General features: G+C 41.3%; 18 protein-coding genes. 1 reads left to right on the top strand and 17 read right to left on the bottom strand.

Features of this window, described 5'->3' with window-relative positions; all coding sequences use genetic code 11:
* Window positions 1-159 precede the first annotated feature (159 nt).
* Window positions 160-693 carry a ribonuclease E activity regulator RraA gene (gene rraA / locus ACT3S4_RS03995; RefSeq protein ID WP_045445213.1) on the bottom strand — a complete coding sequence of 178 codons (534 nt, stop codon included), beginning with the start codon at window positions 691-693 and terminating at the stop codon, window positions 160-162.
* Between the two features lie 103 nt (window positions 694-796).
* Window positions 797-1,498 carry an NAD-dependent epimerase/dehydratase family protein gene (locus ACT3S4_RS04000; RefSeq protein WP_045451854.1) on the bottom strand — a complete coding sequence of 234 codons (702 nt, stop codon included), beginning with the start codon at window positions 1,496-1,498 and terminating at the stop codon, window positions 797-799.
* 731 nt (window positions 1,499-2,229) lie between these two features.
* Between ACT3S4_RS04000 and rpsT the strand changes: the two genes are divergently transcribed.
* Complete coding sequence (gene rpsT, locus ACT3S4_RS04005) at window positions 2,230-2,496, top strand: 30S ribosomal protein S20 (RefSeq protein WP_010200097.1); 267 nt, start codon at window positions 2,230-2,232, stop codon at window positions 2,494-2,496.
* A gap of 145 nt (window positions 2,497-2,641) precedes the next feature.
* Here the strand turns inward: rpsT and ACT3S4_RS04010 are convergent, their stop codons facing one another.
* The 15 genes from ACT3S4_RS04010 to proB all read right to left on the bottom strand — a co-directional run bounded on the left by ACT3S4_RS04010 (window position 2,642) and on the right by proB (window position 19,667).
* Complete coding sequence (locus ACT3S4_RS04010) at window positions 2,642-3,478, bottom strand: histidine phosphatase family protein (protein ID WP_444760498.1); 837 nt, start codon at window positions 3,476-3,478, stop codon at window positions 2,642-2,644.
* 183 nt (window positions 3,479-3,661) lie between these two features.
* Window positions 3,662-4,459 (bottom strand): metallophosphoesterase, encoded by a 798-nt coding sequence (locus ACT3S4_RS04015; RefSeq protein WP_444760499.1) that lies wholly within the window; start codon window positions 4,457-4,459, stop codon window positions 3,662-3,664.
* Between the two features lie 155 nt (window positions 4,460-4,614).
* Window positions 4,615-5,313 (bottom strand): orotidine-5'-phosphate decarboxylase, encoded by a 699-nt coding sequence (gene pyrF, locus ACT3S4_RS04020; RefSeq protein WP_444760500.1) that lies wholly within the window; start codon window positions 5,311-5,313, stop codon window positions 4,615-4,617.
* A gap of 74 nt (window positions 5,314-5,387) precedes the next feature.
* The gene (locus ACT3S4_RS04025) at window positions 5,388-5,801 is read right to left on the bottom strand and encodes a lipopolysaccharide assembly protein LapA domain-containing protein (protein ID WP_444760501.1); all 414 of its coding nucleotides are present in this window, start codon (window positions 5,799-5,801) and stop codon (window positions 5,388-5,390) included.
* Between the two features lie 172 nt (window positions 5,802-5,973).
* On the bottom strand, window positions 5,974-6,279 hold the full coding sequence (locus tag ACT3S4_RS04030; protein ID WP_045445047.1) for an integration host factor subunit beta: 306 nt from the start codon (window positions 6,277-6,279) through the stop codon (window positions 5,974-5,976).
* Between the two features lie 365 nt (window positions 6,280-6,644).
* The gene (gene rpsA, locus ACT3S4_RS04035) at window positions 6,645-8,336 is read right to left on the bottom strand and encodes a 30S ribosomal protein S1 (RefSeq protein WP_444760502.1); all 1,692 of its coding nucleotides are present in this window, start codon (window positions 8,334-8,336) and stop codon (window positions 6,645-6,647) included.
* A gap of 316 nt (window positions 8,337-8,652) precedes the next feature.
* Window positions 8,653-9,435 (bottom strand): (d)CMP kinase, encoded by a 783-nt coding sequence (gene cmk / locus ACT3S4_RS04040; RefSeq protein WP_444760503.1) that lies wholly within the window; start codon window positions 9,433-9,435, stop codon window positions 8,653-8,655.
* 171 nt (window positions 9,436-9,606) lie between these two features.
* On the bottom strand, window positions 9,607-10,182 hold the full coding sequence (gene tadA / locus ACT3S4_RS04045) for a tRNA adenosine(34) deaminase TadA (RefSeq protein ID WP_444760504.1): 576 nt from the start codon (window positions 10,180-10,182) through the stop codon (window positions 9,607-9,609).
* Between the two features lie 12 nt (window positions 10,183-10,194).
* Window positions 10,195-10,932 carry a uracil-DNA glycosylase gene (locus ACT3S4_RS04050; protein WP_270894545.1) on the bottom strand — a complete coding sequence of 246 codons (738 nt, stop codon included), beginning with the start codon at window positions 10,930-10,932 and terminating at the stop codon, window positions 10,195-10,197.
* A 180-nt stretch (window positions 10,933-11,112) separates the two neighbouring features.
* Window positions 11,113-13,686, bottom strand: a complete 2,574-nt coding sequence (clpA, locus tag ACT3S4_RS04055) for an ATP-dependent Clp protease ATP-binding subunit ClpA (protein ID WP_444760505.1) — start codon at window positions 13,684-13,686, stop codon at window positions 11,113-11,115.
* Window positions 13,687-14,408: 722 nt separating this feature from the next.
* Window positions 14,409-14,816: an ATP-dependent Clp protease adaptor ClpS gene (locus tag ACT3S4_RS04060; RefSeq protein ID WP_087814601.1), complete on the bottom strand. Its 408-nt coding sequence runs from the start codon at window positions 14,814-14,816 to the stop codon at window positions 14,409-14,411.
* Between the two features lie 102 nt (window positions 14,817-14,918).
* Window positions 14,919-15,785, bottom strand: a complete 867-nt coding sequence (locus tag ACT3S4_RS04065) for a hypothetical protein (protein ID WP_444760506.1) — start codon at window positions 15,783-15,785, stop codon at window positions 14,919-14,921.
* 101 nt (window positions 15,786-15,886) lie between these two features.
* A complete protein-coding gene (gene argC / locus ACT3S4_RS04070) occupies window positions 15,887-16,954 on the bottom strand; it encodes an N-acetyl-gamma-glutamyl-phosphate reductase (protein ID WP_055124420.1) in 1,068 nt (355 codons plus the stop codon).
* A gap of 110 nt (window positions 16,955-17,064) precedes the next feature.
* On the bottom strand, window positions 17,065-18,201 hold the full coding sequence (hemE, locus tag ACT3S4_RS04075; protein ID WP_444760507.1) for a uroporphyrinogen decarboxylase: 1,137 nt from the start codon (window positions 18,199-18,201) through the stop codon (window positions 17,065-17,067).
* 293 nt (window positions 18,202-18,494) lie between these two features.
* Window positions 18,495-19,667 (bottom strand): glutamate 5-kinase, encoded by a 1,173-nt coding sequence (gene proB, locus ACT3S4_RS04080; protein WP_045445028.1) that lies wholly within the window; start codon window positions 19,665-19,667, stop codon window positions 18,495-18,497.
* Window positions 19,668-19,675: the final 8 nt, after the last annotated feature.

The raw sequence follows: 19,675 nt of genomic DNA on the forward strand, positions 1-19,675 counted from the left end.
TTTGTCACTTAGCATTTTTATTAAAAAACCAATAGCCAAATAGCTGATCAAGATTATATTCGTATATAAAGACAGGATGATTAAATGTAAAAACCTCAACGGCTAAGCTGAGGTTTTAGAGTGCTATTTATTAAGCTAGTGTTAAATGACAAGCCATTTTTAAATTAATGGCTTGTCGCTAGCGATAATGCCATTGTTATCGGCATAGACAAACATACCAGAATTTAGTGTTAAATCACCAAAGCTAATTTCAATATCGGTTTGACCTTCATCGCGGCGATTCGATTTACGCGGAATGCAACCAAGCGCCATAACACCGATGTCCATTGCTGCCATATCATCAACGTCACGGACGCAGCCGTATACGATAACCCCCGCCCAGCCATTATCAATCGCTGACTGCGCAATCATGTCGCCTAGCAGCGCACAACGCATCGAACCGCCGCCGTCAACGACCAATACCTTACCGTTACCATCTTTGTCTTTACCATCGCTATTTAGCAATGATTTGACGCGACTATTGTCTTCGAAGCATTTCACCGTCACAATTTCACCGCAGAATTTCTTTTTGCCTCCAAAGCTATGAAAAGACTTACCTTCGATATTAGGCAAACACACCTGCGACTCAGGATTGGCATCCAATAAATCACAGGTCACAAAGTTCTCTTTATCCATTGTTATTGATTCTGGCATGTCTGACATAGTGACGCTCCTTGTTATGTATGATTGGTTATTTATGACTGACTATTTATGACTAGGGCTTAATTTTAATTATTCCCTTAACTTAATACTTAGGCTATTTTTTAACTTTAGTCATCGCTAGCATTTGCTTATTTTCGATGATATCAGTGGTTTGGATAGCTGGTTCATTACGGTATTTATTACGCTGATAAACATCATGCGCACTCATCGCCATGGCACTGGCAACGCGTTTAGCGGAAATGGGATGCAGTGACAATGATTCTGAAACTAAGGGCGATATCAGCTGAAAGGCTTTTTGACCAATACTTTCGAGCGGACGACCTTTATGCTTGCCAAGTAACAAGGACGGACGGAAAATGACTAGCTGCGTAAAACCTAGCGCCATAATAGACTGTTCAGTTTCAGCTTTTACGCGATTGTATAAAAACCGACTATGAATATCAGCATTCATGGATGATAACAAAAAGAAATTTTCAACACCTTTTTCTTGGCACAGTTTGGCAAAATTGACATTATAATCATGATCAACCTTTCGAAAGGCCTCATCGCTACCAGCCTGCTTCTTAGTCGTACCAAGACAGCTAAAAGCGTCCGTCTTTCGATCAACACCAACGCTGGCAAATATTTCAGCCAAATTATCAAAATCATTGACCTGATAAAAACGCATGCTGGTATTGATATAGCGTGGCGGACGCCTTGCAATCACAATTAACGTGTCATAAAGCTCACTAAGCTGTTTGACAAGATGCTGTCCGACCAATCCTGTCGCGCCAATTACAATTGCTTTTCGCTGCATAGCCTATCCATTTATAGTGTGTTGGAAAATAGATGATAATGAAAAATCTGATTTTAAAGCCTATCACCAAAGCTTTTCATCTTAGGGCGTATCCTCATTTTAAAAATGGTGATAAAAATAAGATAAATTGCCACCAAACAAAGAAAATAGCGTAGATGCTATCGGAATAGTAAATAGTATCGGGATATTAACCAGCTATTTGACATTTCTTTTAACATTGTTTGGGAAGATTCAGCCCATTTAGATGTCCATCGATTGAATTGAGGACATGCCCTAGTATCATACCTAAATTAACGCATAACTGAGGGTATTCTATAGAATTTATTGTAAGAGATTTTATCGGCTAAGCGATTTATTCACTCATAAGCGGTTTTTAGTGCAACAATATTGATAAATATTTCAAGAAACAGTTGAGCGGAGACACAAAAAACTGTCGTATATATGATCACACAACTTCTTTAAGCATTAATCATCAAATATATTGTTCTAAGGGCGATAATTTGCTAAGATAACCGGCTTTACACGTTAACGCTGTTTAATTATTCCAAACAGTTTTGGCGCTTGCGATGCTCTATTGCTCATTTAGGTGCCTTTAATAACAGATAGGCACTTTAATATTAGACATCGACATCATGTTTGGCGAGACGGCTGCTCGTTACCGATGATGGTTAAACCCTTTTTTATTGTAATCCACATTCATATTTTTATCTGTCTTTATCAAGGAGATTCGCGTGGCTAATACTGCACAAGCTCGTAAACGCGCCCGTCAAAACACCAAACGTCGTCAGAACTCTGCGTCACAACGCTCTATGGTTCGTACTTACTTAAAACGTGTTGATGCGGCTATCGCAGCTAAAGATTATGACGCGGCTACCGAAGCTTACAAAAAAGCGGTACCAGTTCTTGATCGTATGGCTGACAAAGGTATTATTCATAAGAATAAAGCTGCTCGTCGTAAGAGCCGCCTGAACAAAACCATCAAAGGCCTACAAGCTTAAGATTGTTAACGTTTAGACCACATCTCGCCTTTATAGCGTGATGACTAAAACCTTGTCACTGGTTCTAATACTGGGGCAAGGTTTTTTTATGTCTGATTGAAAAATGAGTAGTAATCTATTAAACAGTATTTAGATTAAATAGTATTTAGATCCATTTCACTTCTGGTGGTAAGAGCAATGTATTAGGATGAAAGCCGGCAGCACGGTAGTCTTCTAATAAAGTATGAATCGGGCGCACATACACTTCACCGCGCCAAATGAAGTGTGCACTGGCTTGTTCAAACGGCTTATCATCAAACCACAAAAACACGCCTTCCATCATCTTTGGCCAATCATTCCAATCAATCTCGACCACATCAAACATCACTGCTAAAAAAGCAGACAACAAAGTATCATGACTAACAGCAAGCATGAGATGCCCTTGCTGCGGCTGATGTTGATAAAACAGTGATAAAATATCGAGACCACCTTGGTAAGCGTTTTTGGTACCTTCAAGATTGCCTTGCAAAAATCGATTGATAAAGTTGAGCACGCCAATTTCTTTAAATACTGGATTTGCTATTTCAGGCTCAGTCACTAGGCTACCAGGCTCTACCAACAATGACTGATGCGTAATATCACGTTGTAGTCCCGCCCCTGCTTGCATCAGCTGCGCCGTGTCAATACAGCGTCCAATCGGACTTGAGATACTGTCTACATCGAGCGAGTACGGTAAATGCCCTGCCAACCAACGCCCCCACGACTTCGCTAGTACTCGACCTTTAGGTGTTAGGGGTAATTGATAACTGGCAAAACCATTGCCATCAGAGCGTTCACGTAAGGAATGTCTGGTAAATAAAATCAGCCGTTTATCTTCAGGCAATAAGCTGACTGAGGAAATCATACTATCAGGCAAGTGCGAAGGCGCCGGAGCACTTGGAGTATGACTCGCAAGCTTTTCAGCAGACAGTTTTGAGGGATTGTTATTGAGATATTTGCTCATGGTAGCAAGCGTAGCAGATTTTTTGATATGAATGAACAAAATATCAGTTCGATTGTAATATTGCTTACGAGTCTAGGCGGTTAGACTTTAAAATAAGCGTTATTTTATATTCGCTATTTTAAAAAGACAGATCAAGGTGAAAAATAACTAAGAAGATATCTGCTTTTAAATGATTAAAATTACTTAGCCGATATCAATGACTTTGTCCCACGCAAATGCTAATGCAGTGCTGCTCACCTCATTTGGATACGCACGTGGATTGACAATGATTCGTGTATTACCAATACGGTAATCAAATGCTTCGTGTGTATGTCCATGTACCCATAGTATTGGCGCCCAATCTTCATGCATCCAGCCAGACAAATCACTGACAAAAGCTGCGTTACTTGGTAGATTCGCATACTTCTCAGACACCGATAATGGACTGATACTATGATGGCTCATCACAACAGTTTTTTTGCCAAGTGTTTTGGCGGTGATCAATGCTTGCTTTAACCATTGACGCTGCTTAGCATGGATTTGCATCGATACTTCAGGTGAAAAAAGCTCGCCTCCAGCATAGATTTGTTTATAGTCACGCATAAAGCGCATAGCAGCAGCTATAGTATCTTCATTGGCTTGATATTGGTAATCTGTCCATAAAGTACAACCTAGGATACGTATGTCACCAATATCAATATGTTGACACTGTAGAAAACGGACGCCTTGCTGCGACTGGGCATTATGATTATCCCAAGTCGCCAGCTTTTTATCAAAATGTAGCACATCTTCATTAAAGTATTCATGATTACCAGCTATCGTAATCACAGGCACTTGCAAACGTGCTGCCTGCTCTTGTAGCCATGGCATACCACTATCGCTGTTGGCAGTATCGCCCGCAACTAATACCACGTCTGCATCAGTTTTGGGAATATGCCCTAGCGGATGTGACTGACGCGCATAACTGTCAATATGTAAGTCACTTAAAATCTGTAATTTCATAAGTTCTAATATCATTAAATAAACGTAAATAGTTTAGCACTTTTTGATATACCCGCAAAAATTAAAAAAAGACAGCGGATTAGGCTGTCTTTTTTATCATGCTGATACTATAAAATGCTAAACACTTTTTAAATATCTAAATATTTTATAAGTATCTAAATACCTTGGAGTATCTTTTGTAATTTAGCCGCAGGATCTGCTGCCTGAGTAATTGAACGACCAATCACCAAATAATCAGAACCATCATCTAACGCCTGTTTTGGCGTGCAAATACGCTTTTGATCATCTGCATTGTCGTCTAGCAAGCGAATACCAGGAGTTACTAACTTAAAGTCTTCACCACATAATACTTTAAGTAATTTTGCTTCCCGGGCCGAGCAAACCACACCATCAAGACCCGCTTGCTTGGTTAATTGTGCCAATCGACTCACTTGCGCATCTAGACCATCAGTAATACCTGTTTGCATCAATGCTTGATTATCCATAGAGGTCAGCACGGTGACGGCTATCAGCAAGGTATCAAAGTTACCGTCTAACAAGCGCTGTTTAGCCAATGACATCGCCTCTAAGCCCGCGCTGGCATGCACATTCACCATCCATACGCCAAGCTCAGCTGCCGCTAGTACCGCTTGAGCGGTAGTATTAGGAATATCATGGAATTTCAAGTCTAGAAATACGTCAAAATTACGCTGATGTAGCGCCTTAACTATCTCAGGACCACAGCGAGTAAATAGCTCTTTACCCACTTTTAAGCGGCATGATGTTGGATCTAACTGATCAGCTAATGCTACCGATGCCTCCATCGTCATGTTATCTAAGGCAACGATGACTGGGGAATTCATTGTATTATTCATGGTTTTACCATATCTATATCAGAATTATCAAAACACTATATATGGACTGCTCATAGATCAGTACAGAATATAATTTAGTCTCGTTTTTGTTTGGTAAGTGTCGCGCCTTCATCTACAGTAAGTACTTCTGCCTCTTGCACTTGCACATTGGTTGCTGTCGAACCATAAACAGCCTCTTCCACCGTTGGTGCAGTTGCTTGGCGATCAATGACAGCGTTGGCTTGTGTCAGTTGCGCTTGCAAATTCACATTCGCTTTTTGCAAACGCGAGATTTCCCACTTATTCTGTAAGACACGGAAGATAAGCAGTGCCAACAAGATGCCGATAACAATACCAAGCATAAGGCATAAAATCAGCAGCAATCCTAGATTCATCGTCGGTGCTTGCGAGAATAATAAATTTACGCCAACTTCGGTATTGTTTGCCAACACCAAACCAAGTGCATAAGCAAAGCTCAAAAACAGCAATACAAATAGTAAAAAGCGCATGAGACGTCTACCTCGATTTGGAATGTCGTTAGTGTTTTAAAAATAGCACTTTAAAACCTTCATCAACCCACACATTTATATGCTTATAAACTCACTAGTGATAAGTTCTAGCAAAAGTGGCTGGCAAGCACTCTTGTTAGTAATTTTACCCAATACATACTTTATAACACACTTAGCTATTTGCTACTGTATCATTGACTGCTTCACGTAATGCTTTACCTGGTTTAAAGTGCGGTATCGCTTTGGCAGGTACAGGTACGCTTTCTCCTGTTTTAGGATTTCGACCCATACGGGCACGACGATGGTGCAGACAAAAACTGCCAAAACCACGAACTTCTACGCGTCCATCATTGGCTAACGTATCGGTCATCAAGTTTAATATTTCACGTACTGCATCATCGACTACAGTATCAGTCATATTGTCACAGTTCGCACTTAAATTACTAATAAATTCGGACTTGTTAATCGCTTGCTGCATTATTACGCTTGCCTTGTTGATTAATGGATAAGATGACTGTGAATTGAACCATCATTTTCGATAGCTGGTTACTTTTAAGACAAGCTATACATCAATATCATAAGGATAAATAGCCATTCACTAAAATAATCTCAGTGTCTTAAATAAGTAATAATTCACATCTCGTTACTCAATGTTGCAAATGATAGCGGATATTACGGTAAATGGAAATAAGAGTTTGCCCGTTTAAGCAAAAACCTCGTTGATTAATAGTGCACTTAAAATTTAAGCAAAAACCTCGTTGATTAATAGTGCACTTAAAATTTAAGCAAAAAAAAAGCGACCATAGTCGCTTCTTTTATAATCTTATATCAATAACGTGCAGCTTACTGCATTTGCTCTTTGATCAAATCACCAATTGTTTTTGGCTGTGCATCAGAACTGGCAGTAGTACTAGTCGTGCTAGTGCTGCTTAGCTCTTTAATCGCTTGACGCTCTTCAGCTTCGTCTTTCGCTTTGATAGACAAGTTGATGTTGCGTGTTTTGCGATCAACACTGATGATTTTAGCTTCAACATCATCACCAACAGTTAGATGCTTAGTTGCATCTTCAACGCGGTCACGTTGGATCTCAGAGGCACGTAGATAAGCTTCTACTTCGTCAGCAAGTTCGATAGTAGCACCTTTAGCGTCTACTTCTTTTACTTTACCATTAACGATAGCACCACGGTCATTGTTAACTAGGTATTCGTTGAATGGATCAGAGCTTAACTGCTTAACGCCTAGGCTGATGCGGTTTGCTTCTGCATCTACTGACAATACCATTGCTTCAACGGTGTCGCCTTTGTTGTAGTTACGGATAGCGTCTTCGCCAGTTTCGTTCCAAGAGATATCAGATAGATGAACAAGACCATCAATACCACCGTCTAGACCGATAAAGATACCGAAGTCAGTGATTGACTTGATCGTACCAGTGATTTTATCACCGCGCTCATGTTTCTTATCAAACTCATCCCATGGGTTAGCAAGAGTTTGTTTGATGCCTAGGCTGATACGGCGACGTTCTTCGTCGATATCAAGAATCATTACTTCAACTTCATCGCCCACTTGAACAACTTTTGATGGGTGGATGTTTTTGTTGGTATGATCCATTTCTGACACGTGTACTAGACCTTCAATACCTTCAGAAATCTCAGCGAAACAACCATAATCAGTTAGGTTGGTTACGCGTGCTTTAACCACACTACCCACTGGGTATGTGCCGCCAACGTTATCCCAAGGATCAGTACCAAGTTGTTTTAGACCTAGGCTAACGCGATTGCGCTCACGGTCAAACTTCAATACTTTAACTTTTAGGTCTTGACCAACTTCAACAACTTCAGATGGATGCTTGATACGGCGCCATGCCATGTCAGTGATGTGCAATAGACCATCGATACCACCTAGATCAACGAATGCGCCGTAATCAGTAAGGTTCTTAACGATACCTTCGATCTCGATGCCCTCTTCAAGCTTGTTCAATAGCTCTTCGCGCTCAGCTGAGTTTTCAGCTTCCATAACTGCACGACGGCTAACAACAACGTTGTTGCGCTTTTGATCAAGTTTGATAACTTTGAATTCTAGCTCTTTGCCTTCAAGATGCGTGGTGTCACGGATAGGACGAACATCTACCAATGAACCTGGTAGGAACGCACGTACTGAACCGATATCTACAGTGAAACCGCCTTTAACTTTGCTTGAGATGATACCTTTTACGATTTCATCATTATCAGCGATTTTTTCAAGGAAGTTCCAAGTTTCAACACGTTTGGCTTTTTCACGTGAAAGCAAGGTTTGACCCATGCCGTTATCAACCGCTTCAACCACGACATCAACGCTATCGCCAACTTCAACTTCAAGTTCGCCTTCTTCGCTTAAAAACTCTTCACGAGCGACGATACCTTCAGACTTCAGACCAGTATCAACAGTGATCCAGTCGTTATCAATGGCCACAACAGTACCAGTGATAACCGAGCCACGCTCGATATCCAGACCTGTTTCTTCGATGCTCGCTTCAAATAGTTCAGCAAATGATTCCATTATGTCTACCTTTGTATAGCCGTATCCTGTCCAGCACAGTACGGATCAAATTTATGATTGCATAAAACGAGAATACTGGTTTTATATCCCATACAATCATATATAAAAACGTTTGTTGTTAGTAAGCACATAACTTATTAAACTCAATAACAACAACTGTCTTATGTTGCAATTTCTTATACTTTTACTTTTAAATTTCTATCATTTAGAAAGAATATTCTCATCACTCTCTAGATATTATTAGCGTCTGCTACTGTGATTTTATACTAAAATCAAGCGTATAGGAAACTTTTTCATACTTACTAACTTGTTTTTATTAACTATTAAAGAAAATACCTTTATCCTGACAATGTCTTTTCACTTGTGCATAAACAGTATCAGCATCTAAGTTAGAGCTATCTAGTAGTAGAGCATCTTCTGCAGGCTTTGATGGTGCAGTCGCTCGATTCTCATCACGATCATCACGAGCTTTAATCGTCGCTAAAATCGCGTCAAAATCTGCCGTCTGACCAGCATTTATTAACTGTGTTACGCGGCGCTCGGCACGCGCTTCAGCACTGGCAGTCAAATACACTTTTACATCCGCATCTGGGAACACAACCGTCCCCATATCGCGACCATCAGCGACCAATCCAGAACGAGTTGCCATATCTTGTTGCAACTTTAGTAATGCTTGACGAACTTTTGGAAATACTGCTATTTGTGATGCATAGCCACCCACGGTTTCATTACGAACCTGCTCACCAACCGCCTCACCATTCACTAAAATATCAACACGTCCTGATGCATTGTTAGGTACAAAAGCAATCTCTAGGCGCTGCGTTAGTGCTAATACAGCCATCTCGTCAATGGCTTGGCTTCCGTCTGCCGCAACTAATCCCGCTTCAAATGCTTTGAGTCCAACGATACGATATAAAGCACCTGAATCCAGCAGTTGATACTTCAATGCTTGGGCCAAACGCCACGTCACCGTACCTTTACCTGCCCCACTTGGTCCATCAATGCAGATAACTGGATAACGCAACACTGGCGCTTGGTTATCATTACTACCAGCACCAAAGTTATCAAGTATAGCGTTATCAGCTGTAGAAACGGTCATAATACTCACTTAATAGTAGACGATACTGATACGACTTAGTACATGCTAGCTGCAGAACAATATTTACTTATTTATCAAACGCTTGACAATTAATTCATCATTTCGTCATCAAATAGGGCGATATTATAGCAAAGAAACCTACCCATCACTAGCAGCAAGACTGATATCTTGTTAATTGCTTATATTGTCTTTCTTTTTTGCCGCTTTTCGTCGTTCACGGAAAAAGGTCTTAAGCATCTGGCTGCTATGCTCACGACATAAGCCATTATGCACTTCGATAGCATGATTATAAAAAGGCTGTATCGGTAAATTTATCTGACTACCAACCATACCCGCTCGTGGCTCGCTTGCTGCATAAACCAATCTATCGACCCGCGCATGAATGAGCGCTCCGATACACATCGTACAAGGCTCTAAGGTAACGTATAACGTTGTCTTTAATGGTAAACGATAGTTTTTTAAGCGCGCACACGCTTCTCTTAATGCGACAATCTCCGCATGAGCGGTCGCATCGTGACGCCCAATCGGTTCATTAAATCCTTGACCAATAATCTGCTGATCGTGTACCAGTATCGCCCCTACCGGTACTTCTCCACGCTCAGCACCTTGCCTAGCAAGTTTAAGAGCTATGTTCATCCAGCTCATATCTTGAAGTGACCAAAATGTGCTGGCTTGCATATCTTCAATAACTAACTGACTATTTGCAGTTGGATGTGGCTTCAAGCTTATATTTTGTCTATGTTTCATTTATTTTGACAACTATTGCGGTAATTGCCAATCGATAGGCGTTTGCCCATACTGTACCAGATAATCATTGGTCTTAGAAAACGGCTTGGAACCAAAGAATCCACCACGATTGGCAGCAAGTGGTGATGGATGTACAGCGGTCAGAATAAGATGCTTATCAGTATTGATATATTTGCCTTTTTTCTGTGCTTTACTGCCCCACAATATAAATACGGTATGTTCTGTTTGTTCATTAACCACATCAATCACCGCATCGGTAAACTGCTCCCAACCTTTATTTTGATGACTATTTGGCTCACTTTCTCGCACGGTCAGAGAGCTATTTAATAGCAAAACTCCTTGCTGCGCCCAGTAAGTCAGGTCGCCATGTTTTGAGGGTGCGATACCAACGTCACTCGCCATCTCTTTTAACAAATTATTAAGTGAGGGTGGCTTTGGAATGGCTTTGGGCACTGAAAACGATAAGCCCATTGCCTGCCCTGGCCCATGATAAGGATCTTGACCTAGTATCACGACTTTAACTTGTGATAAAGGGGTCAGGTTTAACGCATTAAATATTAAAGGTGCTGGCGGATAGATGCTATTTTCTGACTGATAGGCTTCTTTTAAAAACGCACGCAAGTCGTCCATATTGTTAGAAGTTAACTCGTCTGCTAATGCCGTTTTCCAATCTTCTGGCAAGCGCACATTGTCTAAAATTGCTTGTTTTTGCTCTGGCGTTTTTGGCGTTTGTTCATCGAATAATTCCATAGTATGTCCTGTTATATTTGTTATCGATTAGATAAATATCGGGTAATGATGCGTAAACCAATCTCGCACATGAATGGGAGCTCGCGATTTCATACGTTGGTTTTGTTATGAATTATAGCAATAAAAAAACGGCTACCACAGTAACATGGTAACCGTTGTTATTACATTAGTAGCAAAAACTTAGCTGGCGAGTGACTCAGAGTCTGGATGTGGCTCATGAGTTTCAACGACCGTCAAGATAATACGACTATCTGCTGATCCTTTATCTGTAGACTTACAATCCGTCTTACCACTGTACTTATCAAGCTTAACAGAATCACCATCTTGTTCATCATTAGCTTCAGGCTCTAAGGTAAGATGTACTACCCCACCATTGACCAAATCACCAAACAAAATCATACTTGCCAATGACTTTTTGATCTCATCTTGAATCAGACGCTGCATTGGGCGTGCACCCATTAGGCGATCATAGCCTTTGTTAGCCAAGTAATCGCGTACTTCGTCATCAATCTCTAAGGTGACTTGTTTATCATCAAGCTGGACTTGTAGCTCAACCAAGAATTTATCAACCACAGATACCACCACGGAGGTATCTAATGGGTTAAATTGGATGATGGCATCTAAACGGTTACGGAACTCTGGCGTAAAGACACGTTTGAGCGACTCCGTATTATCACGGCTATGGTCCTGCTGAGTAAAGCCCATTGAAGAGCGGCTAATACTATCAGCGCCGACGTTGGTCGTCATAATCACAATGACTTGCTTAAAGATAGCCACACGACCATTGTTATCAGTCAATGTACCATGATCCATGACTTGCAGTAACAAGTTGAAGACATCAGGGTGCGCTTTTTCAATCTCGTCAAGCAATAACACACAATGTGGATGTTGATTGATTTTTTCAGTCAACAGACCGCCCTGGTCATAACCAACATAGCCAGGAGGCGCACCAATCAAACGCGATGCGGTATGGGCTTCCATATATTCTGACATATCAAAACGAACCAGTTCTACGCCTAACAAATTTGCCAATTGACGTGAAACTTCGGTTTTACCCACCCCAGTAGGACCAGCAAACATAAACGAGCCGATAGGCTTATCTGGCGCCTTTAGGCCAGCGCGAGACAGTTTAATCGCATCTGCTAGCGTTTCAATCGCTTCATCTTGACCAAACACCAAGTGCTTAAGATCACGATCTAAGTGCTGAAGAATACTCTTATCATCACTCGATACTGACTTGGGGGGGATACGTGCAAGCTTGGCAACAATCGCCTCAATATCTGCCACATCGATTTTCATCGGTGGTTTTTTCTTAGCCTTGACACTTTTTGACTCACTGAACAATTTGGCACGATCATTGGCTTTTGCAGTTTCCGCTTCATCCTGCATTTCGCTATCACTATACGTGTCACCATCGAGACCCTCAACATCAGCATCAATCTGAGCATCAAAATCTTGCTCTATATCCGCAATGAAGCTTTCTTCTGCATCAATATCATTAGCATCAGGAATTACGCCTAAACGCTTATAGGCGCCTGCTTCGTCAATCACATCAATTGCTTTATCTGGTAAAAAACGCTCGTGAATATGCTTAGCAGATAATTGAACGGCGGTGACCAACGCTTCATCGGTATATTCGACGTTATGGAATTCCTCATAACGTGGTTTAAGACCGCGTAAAATATCAATCGTATCGTCAACACTTGGTTCTTTGACATCAATTTTCTGGAAACGACGTGACAGTGCATGGTCTTTTTCAAACACTTGACGGTATTCGGTAAAGGTAGTTGAGCCGATACAGCGCAGCTCACCATTAGCAAGTGCTGGCTTAATCAAGTTTGATACGTCCATATTGCTACTCATTGACGACCCTGCGCCAATAATCATATGAATCTCATCAATAAACAAGATTGCATTAGGCTTTTTCTTTAGCGCATCAAGCAGTGACTTCATGCGTTTTTCGAAATCACCACGGTATTTAGTACCAGCGATTAATGAGCCGATATCAAGGCTATAAATCACGCAGCCATTCAATGGTTTCGGTGCTTTATCATTAATAATCAACCACGCCAAACCTTCAGCGATAGAGGTCTTACCAACACCAGGCTCACCAACCAATAACGGGTTATTTTTACGGCGACGACATAATACTTGCGCGGCGCGCTCAATTTCAGGGCCACGTCCAATTAATGGATCCGTCTTACCTTCAGCCGCACGCTGGTTTAGGTTGGTCGCAAACTCAACCAAGGGATCTTTACTGGTTTTTTCTGAGGCACTACGGCGTTCACCCGTCATAGAAGCACGTGGCTCAGATGGCTCGTCTTTATCTTGACCATGCGATAAGTATTGGGTCAACTCAAGACGACTAATACCCTGCTTTTTGAGCAAATAAACGGCATAAGTATCGTGCTCTGAAAACATAGATACTAAAATATCTGAGCCTTCAACAAGGCGACCACCACCAATAGATTGCACATGGAAAATAGCACGCTGTAGAATACGATCAAAGCTTTGGGTTGGCTGCGGTGACTGCTCGGTGTCTGCGTCTACCGTTGGCGTATGCTTATTGATATAAGCTTCTAACTCGGTACGCAGCGTTGAAACATTGGCATTACAGGCAGTTAATGTATTGGCAGCGTGAGTATTCTCTAATAACGCCAATAATAGATGCTCAACAGTGAGGTACTCATGCGATTTTTGGCGCGCAAGTGTCATTGCTAAACGCAAAGAAACTTCAAGATGACGACTTAACATAACGACTTCCTACGGTTATACCTATCTTTATAATTGATAGCTTTATGAATGAGTTAGTAAGTAAATCAGGGCGACAGATGGATTGTTCAAGGGCTAAATCTGTATTATCAAAAGACAGCGCTAAATGATATTGACCATGTATTACTCAAGTAGCAGTGCTATCTACTTATCACCAATTAAGCGTTTTAATCCCTCATACTTGCTTTTCTTTATCTCAACACGATACTTAAGAAGAGTCAATCTATTAACACATACTAAAATGTATCAAGGCGTACTGCGCATCAATATTTATAGTAACGAAATAGTATGAAAGCTTCAAAAGCTGAGCAAATAAAGGAGAAATCGGTAATAGAATAATAAATGAGAGAATGAAAGATACAAATGACTTTTTTAAGCCATCAGCTGGTTAAATTATAGAAAAATTCAAGTTAATAAGATGACTAGAAAATGATACGAGTGCAGCAATAATTTCTATAAAATTTAAACAGCTGTTTGATGTGATGACTTAATATAGATAAGGGTATATTAAAGAAAAATCAAGGTTAGGAAGTTTTTATAATAAGGAATTTATGAGTGACTGCTTGGATACAGAGTACCTATCAAGCTCACAATGAGCAGTTTTTAGAGCTTGACAGGGTTTCTAAACGATAAAACCATTGGAAATAATAAGATAGAAACACGAAAAGAAGATAGAACTTTAAATTCATATTTACGCTATTTTCTTATTCGCCTTGATGTGGCTCAATCTGGGTCAATAAGGGATAACCTTCACGATGTGCCAGACTGTTTACTTTTTTGGCTTTGGTCTCAGCGATATCTTTAGGATAGATACCAGCAATGCCTTTGCTACTGTTATGAATCGTTAGCATAACTTCGACTGCCGAATCCATACTATGACGAAATTCAGACTGTAAAATATAAACGACGAACTCCATCGGCGTATAATTATCATTATACATAACGACGGCATACATAGGCGGCTTAGCCACTTCTGGCTCTGCAACCAGTACATCTGCTTGTGGCGAGGTTTCGCCGTCCGTATCACCATCTTGTGCACGATGAGCAGGTATAGTTGGAAAGTGCCAATCAGCAACAGTTGGCAACGCTTGCAATAGGGTTTGTTTTATCATAATTGGCATACAAATTAATGGTTATATTTATAACAGAATAAAGAACGCTAACAGAGGTTGGCAAATGCAATGCTTATTATAGCGCTCTTAAATATGAATAGATTAAGGCTCAATCGGACTTTCGTCGACTTCAGGTAAATCTAAAAGTGATAGCGGCATATTATCAACTCGCTCGCCAAGCTTCCAATCATAGAGCTGCTCCACTTGTTGCCCGCCAGCTTGTAAGCTAAGTTTGACTTGTAACGGTTTAAAGCCTGATGGCATCATGAAACGACCACGAATACGAACGATACCTTCAATAGTATAAACTGGAGGATCTAGCGGCACCTCTACAAAATCATCGTCATTGAGCAACGTCAAAGTTGGCTTTAGGCGTTTGGCTTTGCCATCGCTAGCAAGCATGCCTATATCGAAACCATATTCAAAGGCATTTTCAGGTAATGGCTCAATCTTTGCCGCTATTACCTGTAGAGGCATGCCGCCTTTGTCACGAAGGACATCAGCATATAATTCATTCAGTTGAGAGACTTGTCTATTCTCAACCTTTAATTCTTGCTGGTTTTCACGCAACTCTTTGATGTTAGCCAAGCTAATCGCCAACTCCTGCTTAGCAGTAGCGGCTTGATTGGCCGCTATTTTATGACTAAGACGTAAATCTTCAAGCGCTTCTGTTGCCTCAGTGCTATTGATCATCGCTTGCTTGGTTTCAGTTTGCATAGAATGAAAGCCACGCTGATATCCTAATTTATGACCGAATATCAATCCAACAATGGCAGTCACCAATATGACAACGACAAAGAGAGCCAACACCAATGTGGATGCCCCTTGTTGGGTATCACCTACCTTAGTTACTGAACTAGCATTGGTTTTAAGAGAATACGGACTACGCTCTAAATGATACAAATCAGAGTCTTTGCACAATGAAAGTGCGGGCTGTGAGCAAAAGCGTCGTACAAGCTTGACACGCATTTAGACAATATCTCTTAACAGTAATGGCAATATTATAGCGGAATTTATAATCAATACCTAGCACCATAAATGTGAATGATTTGACCACAGCTAAACATCTGCTACGGAACAATAGGTGCAAAGTTTAGACCCATTGTTTCATCGAATCCGAACATGACATTCATATTTTGTACCGCTTGTCCTGCTGCCCCTTTTACCAAATTGTCTTGTACGACAATCACTGTCAATTCCGCACGTTCATTGTCTTGATGCACAGCAATGCGTAAACGGTTGCTGGCGCGGACACTACGGGTATCTGGATAAATACCTTTTGGCATGACATCAATAAACGCTTCTGATTCATAGCATGTTTCAAATATCTGCTGCCAATCAATAGCAGCACCCGCATCCGTCAGCTCAAGATGAATAGAGCTCAGCATGCCACGTATCATCGGCACAAGATGCGGTAAAAAACGAATGCGATGGGTGAACTGACTGTCTAATAACTGCGCCACGCCTTGCTCAATCTCGGGCAGGTGACGATGTCCTTCAACGCTATAAGCTTTAAAGTTATCAGTAGTTTCAGCATAATTAAGCGCAAGTGAAGCTTGGCGACCAGCGCCAGAAACACCAGACTTTGCATCGATAACGATGCGTGATTCCACCAATCTCTCTGCTTGCTTATTTTGCATATCGATTATTGGTTTCAAACCCAAAATAGCAGTGGTCGGATAACAACCAGGATTACCGACGACTAAAGCAGTGGCAAGTTTATCGCGATTCACTTCAGGTAAACCATAAACAGCTGTCTTTAGGAGCTCAGGACAGGCATGCGACTGCTGATACCAGTGCTCAAAATCAGACAGTGACTGCAAACGAAAATCTGCGGCCAAATCAATGACTTTCACACCGGCTTGCGTTAGCGCCTCTGCTTGCTTCATCGCTACGCCATGTGGAGTGGCAAAAAAGACCACATCACACTTTTGCAGCGTTGCAAGCGTCTCGTCACCCAAGTCGCTAAAGACAATATCTGATATACCGCGTAAGCTTGGAAATATCTCATCAGCGCGTGTACCAGCTTCGCTACGCGAGGTTAGCAAATCAATAGATACTTCAGGATGCGCAGATAACAAGCGAATCAGCTCAATACCCGTATAACCTGTGCCACCAACAATCGCTGCTGAAATCATAAGATATTCCTTTTTATTTTACTTGGTAAATATCAGTATTTGTTAAACAAATCTTAGATAGAAAGCTCGCTTATATACCTGAACTTTGTCATTTTTAGATTCTAGCGGCTTTAGATTTTATAATCGTGCACCGCATCGATAAATACTTTGGCATTGTCAGGATTGACCCACTGCGTAATACCATGACCTAAGTTTGCTATATAACCCGTTTTTTCGCCGCTTGCATAAGCACTATCAAGCATTGCATTTACTTCAGCACGAATCGTCGCAGGTGAACCATACAATGTTGCTGGATCCAAATTGCCTTGAATGGCTTTACTACTCTGTAGTTTTTTATGCTGTTTGGTCAATTGACGCTGACTTTCAGCCAATACTTGGCGTGCACAATCAATGGGCATCGTCCAATCTAATCCTAAAACATCGGCTTGACTATCTGCTTGCACATCCAACCATAACCCACCACCTTTGGTAAATAATACCACTGGTATCTGCGGATGGCGTACTTTTAATTCAGCGACGATACGCTTATTATAAGCATGAGAAAAATCGATAAACTGACGATGGCCAAGCGCCCCGCCCCAACTATCAAAAATCTGTAGAATTTGAGCACCAGCGACCACTTGTGCATCTAGATAATCAATGACAGAAGTAGCTAATTTATCTAATAATTGATGCAAAAAATCAGGGTTGCTATACAAAAAGCCTTTAGTATAACGATAGTCTTTTGAGCTACCGCCTTCGATCATGTAAGTGGCCAATGTCCATGGACTACCAGAGAAACCAAATAACGGCACTTGACCATTTAATGCTTTGCGGATGCTCGTCACCGCACGCATGACATAATCAAGAGAATCATTGGGTTCAAGTACTGGCAATCGATCTAAGTCTGCTTGCGTACGAATAGGATGTTTAAACTTAGGACCTTCGCCCGCCTCAAAGTATAAACCTAGACCCATAGCGTCAGGTATGGTCAAAATATCACTAAATAAGATAGCAGCATCTAAATCATAACGGCGTAGTGGCTGTAAAGTAACTTCAGTAGCGCGGTCCGTATCTTTGCACAGGCTCATAAAGTCGCCCGCTTCTGCACGAGTAGCTTTATATTCTGGTAAATAACGACCAGCTTGACGCATCATCCAGACTGGCGTGGTGTCTATTGATTCAAAGCGTAATGCCCGTAACAATCTGTCGTTCTTTAAAGGCGCAAATTCTTGCTGGATCGAGTTACTATTGTCTGAAGCACTCATGTACAAATCTCCAAAACAACACCGCATTCATGATCATCAATGAATACGGTGCTGGATAAAATAAGTTGAATAAAAGAATATTAAAACGTTTAGATAGCGACAATCTATTCTAAAAAACCACAAATAATGAGATATTAGTTAATAACAATTTATTGGTTAATATCTCTCGTGTTAACAATCATAAGAATAATAATCATTAAAAGTATTTGTATTTTTTAGAGCGTCATTTGCCGTTAGTCTTTAATCAATAATATCGTGCTCATATTTGAAATTGGATGAATACCATGAATGGTCTACATGGTCAGCGCTAAATTATCACGGTGTACCATGACCACACGCTCTTCATTATTACCAAGAATTCTATCAAACTGCTCAGTACGCTCACGAGCCACTCGGCAAGCATCACGAGATGAAAAATTCACTTGTCCAACCGCTAAACGCTCGCCCGTATCTTGATGCACCACCTCAACCACGTCGCCTTCGTCGAAATCACCGCGTACTTCTACCACACCGACTGGTAGTAAGCTCTTGTGATGCTCAACTACTGCTTTTGCTGCGCCTGCATCGACTATTAGAGTGCCTGACATACGTAAATGCGCGGCAAGCCATTGTTTGCGTGCAATGATTTTGTCTTGATCATTGGTGGTCAATAAAGTACCAACCGCTTCGCCTGATACCACACGAGTAATAACATCATCGATAGCACCGCTCACGATAACGGTTGGACAACCACCCATCGCTGCAAGACGACCAGCACGAATTTTGGTCAGCATACCGCCGCGACCAAGCTTGCCACCATCCCCTGCAATATCAAATAAGTAATCCGCCATCGCACGCTCTTGGCGAATCATTTTTGCATTAGGATTGTCGCGCGGATTGTCCGTAAACACCCCATCTTGATCAGTTAAAATGATATATAAATCGGCATTGACCATCGCCGCTGCCATCGCGCCCAAAGTATCGTTATCACCAAATTTAATTTCATCAATGGTAATGGTATCATTTTCATTGATGACTGGTAGCACGCGCCACTCTAGTAATTGTGTCAACGCACCCGTCGTATTCAAGTAACGGCTACGATTAGACAAATCATCATGTGTTAGTAGTAGCTGCGAGCTTTGAATACCATGCTGAATTAATGCTGACCACCACGTTTCAATCAAACCCATTTGACCAATAGAAGCACAGGCCTGTAGTGCTGCTAGTTTCTTCGGGCGCTCCTCAAGGTTCATTCGTACCACACCTTCGGCAACAGCACCTGACGATACTAGCAGTACTTCGACGCCTTGCTTGTGCAATTTAGCGATCTGCTTTGCCCACTCGTATATGGCAGTTCGATCCAGCCCTCGACCGTTATTGGTTAACAACGATGAGCCAATCTTGACAATAACGCGTTGAATATCAAAGTTGCGAGTTTGTTTAATAAACCTTGCTTCTTCGGTCGTGTTTTCTATGTCACCTGCCATATAAACTC

The organism is Psychrobacter sp. AOP30-A2-5, assembly GCF_052378115.1.
Lineage (GTDB): Bacteria > Pseudomonadota > Gammaproteobacteria > Pseudomonadales > Moraxellaceae > Psychrobacter.

What these genes read in the sequence shown, in the direction of transcription:
- rraA (WP_045445213.1), bottom strand. Translation starts at nt 693, where the DNA reads ATGCCAGAATCAATAACAATGGATAAAGAGAACTTTGTGACCTGTGAT.
- ACT3S4_RS04000 (WP_045451854.1), bottom strand. Translation starts at nt 1,498, where the DNA reads ATGCAGCGAAAAGCAATTGTAATTGGCGCGACAGGATTGGTCGGACAG.
- ACT3S4_RS04010 (WP_444760498.1), bottom strand. Translation starts at nt 3,478, where the DNA reads ATGAGCAAATATCTCAATAACAATCCCTCAAAACTGTCTGCTGAAAAG.
- ACT3S4_RS04015 (WP_444760499.1), bottom strand. Translation starts at nt 4,459, where the DNA reads ATGAAATTACAGATTTTAAGTGACTTACATATTGACAGTTATGCGCGT.
- pyrF (WP_444760500.1), bottom strand. Translation starts at nt 5,313, where the DNA reads ATGAATAATACAATGAATTCCCCAGTCATCGTTGCCTTAGATAACATG.
- ACT3S4_RS04025 (WP_444760501.1), bottom strand. Translation starts at nt 5,801, where the DNA reads ATGCGCTTTTTACTATTTGTATTGCTGTTTTTGAGCTTTGCTTATGCA.
- ACT3S4_RS04030 (WP_045445047.1), bottom strand. Translation starts at nt 6,279, where the DNA reads ATGCAGCAAGCGATTAACAAGTCCGAATTTATTAGTAATTTAAGTGCG.
- rpsA (WP_444760502.1), bottom strand. Translation starts at nt 8,336, where the DNA reads ATGGAATCATTTGCTGAACTATTTGAAGCGAGCATCGAAGAAACAGGT.
- cmk (WP_444760503.1), bottom strand. Translation starts at nt 9,435, where the DNA reads ATGACCGTTTCTACAGCTGATAACGCTATACTTGATAACTTTGGTGCT.
- tadA (WP_444760504.1), bottom strand. Translation starts at nt 10,182, where the DNA reads ATGAAACATAGACAAAATATAAGCTTGAAGCCACATCCAACTGCAAAT.
- ACT3S4_RS04050 (WP_270894545.1), bottom strand. Translation starts at nt 10,932, where the DNA reads ATGGAATTATTCGATGAACAAACGCCAAAAACGCCAGAGCAAAAACAA.
- clpA (WP_444760505.1), bottom strand. Translation starts at nt 13,686, where the DNA reads ATGTTAAGTCGTCATCTTGAAGTTTCTTTGCGTTTAGCAATGACACTT.
- ACT3S4_RS04060 (WP_087814601.1), bottom strand. Translation starts at nt 14,816, where the DNA reads ATGATAAAACAAACCCTATTGCAAGCGTTGCCAACTGTTGCTGATTGG.
- ACT3S4_RS04065 (WP_444760506.1), bottom strand. Translation starts at nt 15,785, where the DNA reads ATGCGTGTCAAGCTTGTACGACGCTTTTGCTCACAGCCCGCACTTTCA.
- argC (WP_055124420.1), bottom strand. Translation starts at nt 16,954, where the DNA reads ATGATTTCAGCAGCGATTGTTGGTGGCACAGGTTATACGGGTATTGAG.
- hemE (WP_444760507.1), bottom strand. Translation starts at nt 18,201, where the DNA reads ATGAGTGCTTCAGACAATAGTAACTCGATCCAGCAAGAATTTGCGCCT.
- proB (WP_045445028.1), bottom strand. Translation starts at nt 19,667, where the DNA reads ATGGCAGGTGACATAGAAAACACGACCGAAGAAGCAAGGTTTATTAAA.